The organism is Glycomyces halotolerans, assembly GCF_054779575.1.
Map to the genome: position 1 here is coordinate 91,867 of NZ_BAAGXZ010000004.1, position 12,319 is coordinate 104,185.

A 12,319-nucleotide genomic window follows, 5' to 3' on the forward strand; every position below is an offset into this window, starting at 1 on the left:
AGAACAGCTTGCTCATAATTAGCTTAGTATCAAGCTACTTGTAGTCAAGCTGCTTGCATTTGAGTTACATCACCGCCAGGTACCCGCACGGCGTCCTCCCAGGTGAGACAGAATGTCCCCATGGCTGAACCAGACGCGGTCGACCGCATCATCGAGCAATGGCACCGGGAACTGCCCGACCTCGAACTCCAACCCATGGCCATCTTCGGCCGCATCCACCGCGTCTCCCAGAAACTCGCCGCCCGACTCCACGACGTCTACTCCGAACTCGGACTCGGACGCGGCGAATTCGACGTCCTCGCCAGCATCCGCCGCTCCGGCGAACCGTTCATCCTCTCGCCCAAACAGATCAGCGCCACCCTCATGCTCAGCTCCGGCGGACTCACCGGCCGCCTCGACAAACTCGAACAAGCCGGACTCATCGAACGCCACCCCGACCCCGCCGACCGCCGCGCCCTCAAAATCCACCTCACCAAGCAGGGCCGCCACGTCATCGAAACGGCCGTCCGCGCCGGGCAAGAGGTCAACGACGCCGCCCTCGCCCCCCTCGACCCCGAAGAACGCCGCCAACTCGACGCACTGATGCGCAAAGTCCACGCCGGCTTCGAAGACCAGCCCTTCGCCTGAACCGCGAACCCCGCAGAACCCGCGCGACCCCGACCGCATCACGCTCCGGCGCCGAAGAATCCGACCAGGCGATCATCGACCGCGTCGGCCAAGTCGCCGAGGCCCGCGGCGCCACCCGCGCCCAAGTCGCCCTGGCCTGGCTGTGGCGCAACCCGGTGGTCACCGCCCCGATCGTCGGGATCACCAAGCCCCGGACACCTCGTCGACGTGCTCGGCGCGGTCGAACTCGAACTCTGCGAGGACGAGGCCGCGCTGCTCGAAGAGCCGTACGTCCCGCACGCGATCGCGGGATTCCAATAGCCCCAGCGTCCCTCGACGGCCGACTCCAGAACCTCGTCCCGAGGGGAGTGGTCGCCGGGGCGATGCGGTCGAAATCGGAGTATTGACAGGTTCCGATTGCCAGTATGCCGCAAGCCCCCCGGGGTGCGAAACCGTCCTATTCGATCTCTAGGTCGCCCACGTAGCCGGTCCCGTCGTAGAAGTACACCGTCTCCCGTACGGTCCCGCCGTTCACCGGGGCAGGGCTCGGACCCGGGGGAGGAGCCGCCGTCCGCGCCCGTTCCAGTGCGGTGCGCATCGTCCGGGGTCCGAACGGCGCGTGCTCGGCCGCCTCCTCGGCCGTCACCACGCCGTGCGCCACCTCGCCGCACAGGCTCGCCACCTCGGCCAGGTCCCGCGCCTGGCTCCTCGCCCACCAGTAGTCTCCGGGCTCGCCATGACCGGGAACCACCGTCGGGGGCCGCCGGCTCAGCAGGTATTCGACCGCCCGTGGCCAGTGGTACGGGAAAGCGTCGTCGAACTGCGGCGGCGCGCCGTTCTCGAGCAGGTCCCCAGCGAACAAGACGCCCGCGTCGGGCACTTCGACCTCCAAGTCGGCGCCGGTGTGCGCCGGTCCGCTCTCGCGCAGCACCGCGGTCCGACCCCCGAGATCGAGGCCGACCGCGCCCTTGACACGGCGGTTCGGCGGCACCAGAGGGGACCGGCCGATGCGCTCGGCGGCCCCCTCGCGGCCTTCGAGCCGGTACTGGGAGGCCATGCGCCGGCGCTGCCGGTCTCCCGAGCCGAGATACGCTGCCCCGTCGGAGGCCGCCCACACCGCCGATTCGCCGAACGACGCCGTTCCGAACCAGTGGTCGTAGTGGTCGTGGGTGTAGGCGACCTGCCACGGCAGGTCCGTGAGCTCGCGGATCGCGCGGGCGAAGTCGTAGCCGTGGTCGGCGTCGACGCCCGTGTCGACCACCAGGCAGCCGTCATCGCCGACGATCAGCCCCATCGACAGATCCAGCTCTTCGCAGCGCCGCACCCACACGCCGTCGGCGACCTCGATCCAGCGATCTCCCATGGACCCATCGTATGGGGCCCTGCCCGCCACGATCGCGAGCGAGCCGCGCCGCTTCCGCCAGGGGTCGCGGCGAGCCTGCCGGCGGGAGGATCTAAGGTCGATCTCGGCGGCCACCCCGGCGGTGGGAACCGCCGCTAATGCGGTGATTTGCCCAGGGAGCTGGACAACGAACGCATCACGGAATGTGTCAGTTGTTGAAAATCTTGCTCGTGTAGATTCCCAGGTGAATTGTCGCCCCTTTTGCACGAAGGAGTATCTCTCCCATGCACCTCAGTCGCCGTCGCCTGCTGTACGGATCGGCGGGAGTCGCCGCCATGTCGATGGCCGGATGCTCGGCAGCCGAAACGTCCGCCGAGCTTACCGGTCACACCGGCATTGCCATGCCCACCAGCACCTCGGAACGCTGGGTCATCGAGGGTGAGGCCCTCGAGCAACAGCTCAAGGACGCCGGCTACGACGTCATCCTCGAATACGGCGAGGACGTCATCGAGGACCAGATCTCGCAGATCCAGGGCATGATCGACCGCGGGGTGGAATTCCTCATCATCGGCGCCATCGGCAACAAGTCCCTCGGCGAGGTCCTGGCCACCGCCAAGAACCGGGGCATCACGATCATCTCCTACGACCGCCTCATCCTCGACACGCCCGACGTCGACTACTACGCCTCGTTCGACAACTACCAGGTCGGCGTCCTGCAGGCCACCCACATCCTCGAGCAGCTGAACGTCCAGGAGAACAGCGGCCCCTTCAACGTCGAGCTGTTCTCCGGCTCCCTCGACGACAGCAACTCCCAGCACTTCTTCCTGGGCGGCCTCGACACCCTCGAGCGGTACACCTACGAGGGGATCATCAACATCCGCTCCGGCGACACCGAGCAGGAACCGACCTCCACCAACCGGTGGGACGGCGTCGTCGCCAAGGAGCGCATGGCGAAGCTGATCGAGGACCACTACCAGGACGGCGAACTCCACGCCGTGCTCTCGCCCTACGACGGCATCAGCCGCGGCATCGTCGCCGCCCTCGAGGAAGCGGGCTTCGTTCCCGGCACCGCCGACTTCCCCATCGTCACCGGCCAGGACGCCGAGGCCATCTCGGTCCGGGCCATCCGCGACGAGACCGGCCAGTCCCAGACGGTCTTCAAGGACACCCGCGACCTGGCCGCGGTCGCCTCCGGCATGGTCAAGGCCATCGTCGACGGCGGCAAGCCCGAAGTGAACGACCTCGGCACCTACAACAACGGTTTCAAGTTCGTCCCGGCCCAGCTGCTCGAACCGGTCAGCGTCGACAAGTCCAACTGGGAAGAAGTGCTGATCGAGAGCGAGTACCTCACCGAGGAGGAGATCGACCAGGCCGAAGAGTGGCTCGAGATCTGAGTCCCGGCGGCCCGGCGGAAAAAACTCCTCCGAACCCGTCGATTCGGCGGCGCCCCGTTCGACCCAGAGGTATCAAGGCCGATAACCACTGAGTAAGGAGCAGCGCCATGCGTTACCTCATCAACGTCGTCCACGAAGGCGGCCCCATCGACCCCGAGACCGTCCCCGCCGAGATGTACGAGGCGATGGGCGGCTACGTGGCGAAGCTCGCCGCCGACGGCGTCCTCGTCGACGGCGCGGGCCTCGAGCCGACCGAACGGGCCACCCGCGTCGATCTGCACGACGGCAAGGTCAAGATCCTCGACGGGCCGTTCGCCGAAGCCAAGGAATGGGTCGGCGGCTACTTCATAGTCCAGTGCCGCAGCCAGGAGGAGGCCGTCGAGATCGCCAGGCAGTCGGTCGAGCTGCACCGCAAGCACGCGCCCGGCGTGGACGTCGTCCATGAAGTCCGCAGGATCGTCGACGAGGAGTAACATCACGGCATGATCGGCGAACGGACCGACGGCGTTCACCGGACGGTCGAGGCGGTGTGGCGGCTGGAGTCCGCCAAGATCATCGCCGTCCTCGCCCGCACCGTGAACGACGTCGGTCTCGCCGAAGAGCTCGCCGCGGACGCGGTCGTCGCCGCCCTCGAGCAGTGGCCGACCGAAGGCGTCCCCGACCGCCCCGCGGCCTGGCTCATGGTCACCGCCAAACGCCGCGCCGTCGACCGGATCCGTCGCGACCAGAACCTCAAAGGCAAATACGAGCTGCTGGCGCGCCGCTTCGAAGCCGAAGGCGCCGCCGAGGACCCCATCGGCGCGGCCGAACGGGAACTCGACGACGACATCGGCGACGAACTTCTGCGCGTCGTCTTCTGCGCCTGCCACCCGGTCCTGTCCCTCGAGGCTCGATCGGCGCTCACCCTCAAAGTCGCGGCCGGCCTGACCACCGGCGAGATCGCCCGCGCCTACCTCACCGCCGAGTCCACGGTGGCCCAGCGCATCGTGCGGGCCAAGCGCAAACTCGAAAAGGCCGGCGTGACCTTCGAGGCCCCCGCGCCCGCCGAGTTCGTCGACCGCCTGGAGGCGGTCCTCGAGGTCGTCTACCTGATCTTCAACGAGGGCTACACCGCCACCGGCGGCGCCGACCTGATGCGCCCCGAGCTGTGCCAGGATGCGATGCGCCTGGCCCAACGGCTCGCCGCCCTGCTGCCCGACCAGCCGGAAGTCCTCGGGCTCGCCGCCCTGCTGGACTTCCAGGCTTCGCGCTCTCGGGCCCGAGTGGACGCCCATGGTGATCCGGTGCCGCTGCCGGAACAGGACCGGTCCAAATGGGACAGGCTGCTGATCAGGCGCGGCCTGGCCGCCCTCCACCGTGCCGGCGCCTGGGGCGAGGACGCCGGCCCGTACGTGCTCCAAGCCGCGGTGGCGGCCTGCCACGCCAGGGCTTCGAAGCCCGAGGACACCGACTGGGTCCGCATCGCCGGGCTCTATTCGCGACTGCTGGCGGTGCAGCCGTCGCCGGTCGTGGCGCTCAACCGGGCGGTCGCCTTCGGGATGGCGTTCGGCCCGCAGTCGGGGCTCGACCTGGTCGAGGAGATCGCCGACCTGCCGGCGCTGAAGGCCTATCATTTCGTGCCCGCAGTGCGAGGGGAGATGCTCGAACGCATGGGCCGCACGGCCGAAGCGGCCCGTGAATTCGAGCACGCCGCAGCCTTGACTAGCAACGAACGGGAAAAAGCACAGATGCTGCGACGCACGGTGAACCTCAGGAGTGATCGCTGATCCCTTGCGGCCCGGACCGCACTCGCGCCCCCGCGTTGCCAGATTGTTATGCGACCTTTCTTCATGTGCCTGCGTGTCTAGTTGGTACAGTGCCTTCGCGGTTCGGCTTGCAGCCTCCCGACCGCACTGAGCACCCCACGACCCCCCATTTCGGAAGCCAGAAATTAGGAGAAACATGAACCGTACCCTCAGGAGGGTGCTGGGACTGACCGGCAGCGTGGTCGTCGGCCTCGCCGGCGCAGTCACGTTCGCCTCGGCCGCTCAGGCCCACCACACCACGGTCACGTCCACTACGACCTGCGCCGAGGACACCTGGACCGTCACTTGGACGGTCGAGGACTGGAACTGGAAGGACTACCGCGGATACGCTCACATCGGGGCCGGGTGGATCACCGATGTCACCTCGAGCGAGCCCGAAGTCGAGCTCGAAGGCGACATCGAGGAGAATGTGGCGCTGCCCTATCCGGGTGAAACGCCGCTCACTGCCACGCAGACCTTCAGCAACGATGTCGACCGCGTCGAACTGACCGTCGACGCCGTCTGGTCCAACGACGAGACCGGCACCGGCAAAGGGTCGGCCAATCGCCCCACCGACGGCTGTGACGAGCCCGAGGAGGCCCCCGAGGTGTGGGCCGTCAGCGACTGCTTCGGCCTTGAAGTCGGCGTGCTCAACCACTATGCCGAGACCGTCGACTTCACCTTCTCGCCGAGCAACGGCGACGCGGTCGTCTACCCGATCGAACCGGCCAAGGAGACCTCGTACTTCTTCCCGGTCGGCGAATCGGAGAAGTCGCTGAACGTCACTGTGAGCGTCGGCGACACGGAACTGAGCACTCACGAATGGGAAGGCGGGACCAACTGCGAAGGCAGCTCCGTCCACTCCACCTGTGAGGGCCTCGAGTTCGAGTTGGCGGTTCCGTCCGGCTCGGTCGGACTGTCCTTCACCTTCACTCCTCCCAATGGCGAAGAAGTCTTCATGGTCCTCGCCCCGGGAGCAGAGCCCGAGACCGTCACCTTCGACGCTCCCGAGGGCGCGGATTCCTTCGTGGTCACCTACGTCGTCAGCGACGGGGACGAGGACTACCCGGGTGAGCAGCAGTGGACCAAGCCGGAGGAGTGCGACGAGGCCCCGCCGGTCGAGGACACCACCCCGATCGCGCAGGAGAAGCTCAACGAGACCGGTAGCTCGTTGACGATCATGCTCAGCACCGCCGCCGCGCTCGTGGCCGCCGCCGCTGTGCTGTTCTTCATCGTGCGCCGCCGCCGGGTCGCCCAGGACTGGTAGCACCCGCCGGCCCGTCGACCAGCGACTGAACGAGAGGGCCGCCGCCGATCACCTTGATCGGCGGCGGCCCTCACTCGTGCACGGAGATCGAACCATCGGCGACGTCAGGCGACACCCGCCAGCCGCAGCAGCGCGGTCGTGGCCGCCGCGGCGACCACGACGACCGCCAGCGGCGCCTTCCGCCACGCCAACGCGCCGCCGACCACGACCCCTGCCGGGAGGGCCCATCCCGCCCACGCTCCTTCGACCAGCAGCGTCGAGGTGACCGTGAGCGCCAGCAGCACCACGGTCGCCCCCGCCTTCACGACCTTCTCGGCCGATTCGGTGACCGTGATCCGCTCCCGCAGGAGCGGCCCGGACAGCCGGATCAGGTACGTGCCGACCGCCAGCGCGATGATCGCCGCCATCATCGTCATCGGCCCTCTCCGTTCCGCTCGCCGCGCCGCCACATCACCACGAGGCCGAGCAGCGCCAGCAGCACCGGGACACCCGCCGGCAGCACGAAGCCGGTCGCCAGTGCGATCGCGGAGCCCACGATCCCGGCCAGAAGCGTGCGCCGGTCGCGCAGTCCCGGGATGACCAGCGCCAGCAGGATCGCCGGGAGCGCCGCGTCGAGCCCCAGTGTGGCCGGATCGGCGATGAACTGGCCGGCGATCGCGCCGACGAGCGAGCCGACGTTCCAGGTGACGAACAGCGTGATCCCGACCGTCCAGAACGCCGTCCGGGCGCGCTCCCGGTCGTCGCCGGCCGCGAGCGCGAACGCGGCGGTCTGGTCGATCAAGAGATGCGTGCCGACCAGTTTGGACCGCAGGCTCCTCCAGTAGACGTCGCCGACGGCCATCCCGTACGGCACGTGCCGCATGTTGAGGATCAGCCCGGCCGCGACCCCGGCGAGGAGGCCGCCGCCCGCGGTCATGATCCCGACGGTCGCGAACTGGGAGGCCCCGGCGAACACCAGCAGCGACATCGCCGACGACTGCCACCACGGGAGGCCCTGCGCCGAGGCGATGGCGCCGAAGGAGATCGCGGCGACGAAGATGCCCGCGGCCAGGGCCGCGACGTCGCGCAGCAGCGCCCGGTCGGCGCCGCGGAGAAGACTGGAGAGCACCGACCGAGTATGCCTCGCCGCCGGTCGGGCCATCAAACGACGAAGGGCGCGGCCCGCAGGCCGCGCCCTAGTCGGTCGTTACCGCTCAGACCTCGTAGTACAGGTCGAACTCGTGCGGCGTCGGACGCAGACGGATCGGGTCGATCTCGTTCTCCCGCTTGTAGGAGATCCAGGTCTCGATCAGGTCGTCGGTGAACACGCCGCCTTCGGTGAGGAAGTCGTGGTCGGCCTCGAGGTTGTCGAGCACCCGGTCCAGGGAGGCGGGGACCTGCTCGATCTCGCCGTACTCCTCGGGGCCGAGCTCGTACAGGTCCTTGTCGACCGGCGCCGGCGGCTCGATCTTGTTCTTGATGCCGTCGAGGCCCGCCATGAGCATGGCCGAGAACGCCAGGTACGGGTTGCTCGACGGGTCCGGCACGCGGAACTCGACGCGCTTGGCCTTCGCGTTCGACCCGGTGACCGGGATGCGGGTGCACGCCGAGCGGTTGCGCTGCGAGTACACCAGGTTGACCGGTGCCTCGAAGCCAGGCACCAGGCGCCGGTAGGAGTTCACGCTCGGGTTGGTGAACGCCAGGAGGCTCGGGGCGTGCTTGAGCAGGCCGCCGATGTAGTAGCGGGCGGTGTCCGACAGGCCGGCGTAACCGGTCTCGTCGTAGAACAGCGGGTCGCCGCCGGCCCACAGCGACTGGTGGGTGTGCATCCCCGAGCCGTTGTCGCCGAACAGCGGCTTGGGCATGAACGTCACCGTCTTGTTCGCGGCGGTGGCGGTGTTCTTGACGATGTACTTGAACTTCTGGACGTCGTCGCCGGAGTGCAGCAGGGTCGAGAAGCGGTAGTTGATCTCGGCCTGGCCGGCGGTGCCGACCTCGTGGTGGGCCCGCTCGATCGTCAGCCCGGCCTCGACGAGGTTGGTCACCATCGTGTCGCGCAGGTCCGCGAAGTGGTCGACCGGGCCGACCGGGAAGTATCCGCCCTTGTGGCGCGGCTTGTAGCCGAGGTTGCCGCCCTCTTCGACCGCGCCGGTGTTCCAGGCGCCTTCGACCGAATCGACGTAGTAGAAGCCGTGCTGGGCGGCGGTGTCGAACCGCACCGAGTCGAAGATGTAGAACTCGGCCTCGGCTCCGAAGTAGGCGGTGTCGGCGATGCCGGACCCGGCCAGGTACTGCTCGGCCTTCTTGGCGATGTTGCGCGGGTCGCGGCTGTAGGCCTCGCGGGTGAACGGGTCGTGGATGAAGAAGTTCAACGCCAGCGTCTTCTGCCGGCGGAACGGATCGACGAACGCGGTGGCGACGTCGGGCAGCAGCAGCATGTCCGACTCGTGGATCTCCTGGAATCCGCGGATCGAGGACCCGTCGAACGCCAGGCCCTCCTCCAGCGTGTCGGCGTCGAACGACGAGGCCGGCATGTTGAAGTGCTGCATCACGCCGGGCAGGTCGCAGAATCGGACGTCGATGAACTTCACGTCGTTGTCGCGGACGTATCCGAGGAGCTCGTCAGGGCTGGAAAACACGAAGGTGTTCCTCTCGGTAGGTACTGAGCTGGTTCGCGGCTCGCGCACTGCCATGGCGGTGTTGGCGAGCCATGATCCAGCGGGCCGGGGCCGGGCACCGACGTCGATGTCGACACCGAAGGTATTAGGCGAAACGCTAGCCGCGATCAGTTGCCTCAGCGTAAATCAAATGTTTCATGCGTGTTACTTGCGCCGCGCCGACCGGGACACCTTGACCGTACCCACAGCTCAAGGCACCAGAACTCGAACGTGAACAACCGGCCCGTAGACTCGCGCCCATGACAAGCCAACGCGGTGGCGCCCCACCCGACCGTGCCACGGCCGGACAGGATCTGGCCCGCCTGGGCGAGCGGTTCACCGCCCTGTTCATCGACTGGGTCGCCTGCCTGGTGTTCACCTACCTGCTCGAGGCCCTCGGCCTGCTCCAGCTCGACTTCAACGGCGTGAACCTCACCACGCCGATCCTCTTCATCGTCTACTACACCAGCTGCTTCACCGTCGGCACCCAGAGCCTCGGCATGGCCGTCATGAAGATCGCGTGCGTCTCGGCCACCACCGGCGACCGCCTCGGCCTCGGACGCGCCCTCGTCCGGGCCGTACTGCTGTCCCTGGTCCTGCCGGCCCTGACCGCGCTCGCCGACCCCTACCACCGCGGCCTCCACGACCGCGCCGCCGGCTCGGTCATGCTCAAGACCCGCGCCGCTCAGAGGCGCTGAAGCCGCCGCACCAGCAGCGGCGACGGCACCGCGTACGCGTCGTGGCGCCGCACCCGCTCGGCGACCTCCCGGTCCGACGACACCACCACCACCGGCCGTCCCTTCGGCTCGACCCTAGCCAGGTCCACCACCACGTCGTCGGCGATCTCGCCTTTCGCGCTGAACAGCACCCGCACCCCGCGCGCGCTCGGTTTCGCCCCGAAGATCGGGTCCGCTCCGTCGAAGACCACCGTGATCTCCGCGTTCGTCTGCGCCGCCAGAGCCCCGAGTCCCTGCACGAGCCGGTTGCGCTGCTGCTCCAGTGTCAGGGAATCGCCCCAGGCGCTGATGGTCACGTTGTAGCCGTCGACGATCAAATGCGGATTCGGCAGCGACAGCAGATGGTCCAGCCGCTGCGGATCGGACGGCTCCAGGCCCCTCGAGCCCTCGCCGCCGCGCCGCTCCGGCTCGGCGCACCGCTCATCGGCCACATAATCGGCCGGTCGCTCGTCGACCGGATCCAGGCCCAGCTCCCGACGCAGCCCGGAGGCGGTCCCGGTGAGGGTCTCCATCAGCAGCCACAGCCGCGACGAAGTGAGCCGATCGGACTCCCGGTCGGCGCGCCGGACCTCCTCCAACCGCGACCGCAGATCCTCCACTGCGGACTCAAGGCGTCGCCGCTCGACCCGCCGCTCCGCATCGGCGCGCTTGATCCTGCCCCGCTCCGAAGCCAGATCGCCGGCCAGCTTCTCGGCACGCTCCTCCGCCTCCCGCAGGTCCCGGCGCGCTCTGCGCAGGTCCTCCTGCAGCCTCGCCGCCGCCGAACGCTGGTCGGCCAGGGCCGCGCGCAGTTTCCGGTTCTCCTTCTCCACCGACGCCAGGCGACGCTCCACCGCCGCGTCCGGCGCCGCCGGCCGCTCCTCGGACTCGGGGCCGATCGCCGCGGTCGCCTCCTCGACCAGGCGCTCCCACCCCGCCGGTCGCAGCAGAAACGCCAGTGCCGCCACCTCCGCCGGATCGCTCATCGCGGAGAACGCCTCACCGTCCCGGACCGCCCGCACCAGCGGCGCGTCGGTCGACTCCAGCACCTTGCCGACCTCCGAGCGAAAACGGTCGCCCTCGGCCAACTCCGCGGCGATCTCGGCCCGCGCCAGCTTCGCCCGTTTCGACGGACTGAACTTCAGGAACTTCCGCAGCCGAGCCGGAACCTTCGCCGGAGCCAAGCCCGGCATCGCCGCCGCGGCGATCTCGACGGTCCTGCGACGCACCGACTCGGCCAGGAACAGCACCGCCGAACCGGACTCCTCGGACGGTGCGGGGGCCTCATCGTCGCCGCTCATCATGGGCACCAGTGTGCCATCGCGGCCGCCGAGCTCACCGGTCGACCAGAACGAAACCCACCGACAGGTCATCTCGGATTCCATCGGAATCCAACCGGGCATGTCAGACTGGACCCGTCATGAAGGGGGTCATGATGAGCCGCACACTGCTGGTGACCAACGACTTTCCGCCCCGCAAGGGCGGCATACAGACTTTCGTGCACGGCATGGCGCTCAGACTGCCGTCCGAAGACCTCGTCGTGTACACTTCCACCTCGCCCGGCAGCTCCGAATTCGACGCCGCTCAACCGTTCACAGTGGTCCGAGACCGGGCCGCCATGCTGCTGCCGACTCCGCGCGTGGCCCGCGCCGTCACCGCCGTGGCCCGCGAACACCGCTGCGACCGCGTCTGGTTCGGCGCCGCCGCGCCCCTCGGACTCATCGCGGGACGCCTCCTGCGCGACACCGATATCCAGCGCGCCATCGCCCTCACCCACGGCCACGAGGTCGGCTGGGCCGCCATGCCCGGAACCCGCCAGGCGCTGCGTCGCATCGCCCGCTCCCTCGACGTCATGACCTACCTCGGCGGCTACACCTACCGTCGCATCGCCCCCGTCGCCGCGCACCTCACCCGGCTCGAGCAACTCACCTTCGGCATCGACACCGACATGTTCAACCCCGAGGTCGACGGCGGTCCCGTCCGCGCCCGCCACGGCCTCGACGGCAAACCGGTCATCGTCTGCGTCTCCCGACTCGTGCCCCGCAAAGGCCAGGACAAACTCATCGCCGCCCTCCCGCACGTCCGCGAACAGGTCGGCCGCGACGTCCGCCTGCTCATCGTCGGACGCGGACCGTACGAGAAACGCCTGCGCGCCCTCGCCCGCCACCACCGCGTCGACCACGCCGTCACCTTCACCGGCGCCGTCGCCGAAGGCGAAATCGCCGCCCACTTCGCCGCAGGCGACGTCTTCGCGATGCCCTGCCGGACCCGCCGCCGCGGCCTCGACGTCGAAGGACTCGGCGCCGTATTCCTCGAAGCCGCCGCCTGCGGCCTCCCCGTCATCGCCGGCGACTCCGGCGGCGCCCCCGACACCGTCCTCCACGACCAGTCGGGCTGGGTCGTCGACGGCCGCGACACCGGGGAAATCGCCGACCGCCTCACCCAAGTGCTCTCCGACGAGCCACTGGCCCGCAAACTCGGCGAGGCCAGCCGCGAATGGGCATGCCGGGAATGGACCTGGGAACGACAGGCCGGCCGACTCGAGGCCATGCTCTACGGCGAGACGGTGTAGAC

The 12,319-nt window shown here is 68.7% G+C and carries 12 protein-coding genes; 7 read left to right on the forward strand and 5 right to left on the reverse strand.

Features of this window, described 5'->3' with window-relative positions; all coding sequences use genetic code 11:
- Nucleotides 1-120: 120 nt before the first annotated feature.
- A complete protein-coding gene (locus ACYVL2_RS05275) occupies nt 121-627 on the forward strand; it encodes a MarR family winged helix-turn-helix transcriptional regulator (RefSeq protein WP_460540915.1) in 507 nt (168 codons plus the stop codon).
- 436 nt (nt 628-1,063) lie between these two features.
- On the opposite strand, the gene ACYVL2_RS05280 is transcribed toward ACYVL2_RS05275, so the two are convergent.
- Nucleotides 1,064-1,969: an MBL fold metallo-hydrolase gene (locus ACYVL2_RS05280; protein WP_460540917.1), complete on the reverse strand. Its 906-nt coding sequence runs from the start codon at nt 1,967-1,969 to the stop codon at nt 1,064-1,066.
- A gap of 263 nt (nt 1,970-2,232) precedes the next feature.
- Here ACYVL2_RS05280 and ACYVL2_RS05285 point away from each other — a divergent pair, with 263 nt between their 5' ends.
- The 4 genes from ACYVL2_RS05285 to ACYVL2_RS05300 all read left to right on the forward strand — a co-directional run bounded on the left by ACYVL2_RS05285 (nt 2,233) and on the right by ACYVL2_RS05300 (nt 6,393).
- Nucleotides 2,233-3,342: a substrate-binding domain-containing protein gene (locus tag ACYVL2_RS05285; protein ID WP_460540919.1), complete on the forward strand. Its 1,110-nt coding sequence runs from the start codon at nt 2,233-2,235 to the stop codon at nt 3,340-3,342.
- Nucleotides 3,343-3,449: 107 nt separating this feature from the next.
- On the forward strand, nt 3,450-3,815 hold the full coding sequence (locus ACYVL2_RS05290) for a YciI family protein (RefSeq protein WP_460540921.1): 366 nt from the start codon (nt 3,450-3,452) through the stop codon (nt 3,813-3,815).
- 9 nt (nt 3,816-3,824) lie between these two features.
- Nucleotides 3,825-5,108 carry an RNA polymerase sigma factor gene (locus tag ACYVL2_RS05295; RefSeq protein WP_460540923.1) on the forward strand — a complete coding sequence of 428 codons (1,284 nt, stop codon included), beginning with the start codon at nt 3,825-3,827 and terminating at the stop codon, nt 5,106-5,108.
- 175 nt (nt 5,109-5,283) lie between these two features.
- Nucleotides 5,284-6,393, forward strand: coding sequence for a hypothetical protein (locus ACYVL2_RS05300; RefSeq protein WP_460540925.1), 1,110 nt, complete (start codon nt 5,284-5,286; stop codon nt 6,391-6,393).
- A gap of 104 nt (nt 6,394-6,497) precedes the next feature.
- Here the strand turns inward: ACYVL2_RS05300 and ACYVL2_RS05305 are convergent, their stop codons facing one another.
- The 3 genes from ACYVL2_RS05305 to glnA all read right to left on the reverse strand — a co-directional run bounded on the left by ACYVL2_RS05305 (nt 6,498) and on the right by glnA (nt 9,011).
- Nucleotides 6,498-6,809, reverse strand: a complete 312-nt coding sequence (locus ACYVL2_RS05305; protein ID WP_460540927.1) for an AzlD domain-containing protein — start codon at nt 6,807-6,809, stop codon at nt 6,498-6,500.
- Complete coding sequence (locus ACYVL2_RS05310; RefSeq protein WP_460540929.1) at nt 6,806-7,501, reverse strand: AzlC family ABC transporter permease; 696 nt, start codon at nt 7,499-7,501, stop codon at nt 6,806-6,808. The genes ACYVL2_RS05305 and ACYVL2_RS05310 overlap by 4 nt, the downstream gene beginning before the upstream one ends.
- 85 nt (nt 7,502-7,586) lie before the next feature.
- On the reverse strand, nt 7,587-9,011 hold the full coding sequence (glnA, locus tag ACYVL2_RS05315; RefSeq protein ID WP_460540931.1) for a type I glutamate--ammonia ligase: 1,425 nt from the start codon (nt 9,009-9,011) through the stop codon (nt 7,587-7,589).
- Between the two features lie 278 nt (nt 9,012-9,289).
- Between glnA and ACYVL2_RS05320 the strand changes: the two genes are divergently transcribed.
- On the forward strand, nt 9,290-9,727 hold the full coding sequence (locus ACYVL2_RS05320) for an RDD family protein (RefSeq protein WP_460540933.1): 438 nt from the start codon (nt 9,290-9,292) through the stop codon (nt 9,725-9,727).
- On the opposite strand, the gene ACYVL2_RS05325 is transcribed toward ACYVL2_RS05320, so the two are convergent.
- Nucleotides 9,715-11,049, reverse strand: a complete 1,335-nt coding sequence (locus ACYVL2_RS05325) for an NYN domain-containing protein (RefSeq protein WP_460540935.1) — start codon at nt 11,047-11,049, stop codon at nt 9,715-9,717. The genes ACYVL2_RS05320 and ACYVL2_RS05325 overlap by 13 nt on opposite strands.
- Nucleotides 11,050-11,180: 131 nt before the next feature.
- Here ACYVL2_RS05325 and ACYVL2_RS05330 point away from each other — a divergent pair, with 131 nt between their 5' ends.
- Nucleotides 11,181-12,317: a glycosyltransferase family 4 protein gene (locus ACYVL2_RS05330; RefSeq protein ID WP_460540937.1), complete on the forward strand. Its 1,137-nt coding sequence runs from the start codon at nt 11,181-11,183 to the stop codon at nt 12,315-12,317.
- The last annotated feature ends 2 nt before the right edge of the window (nt 12,318-12,319 follow it).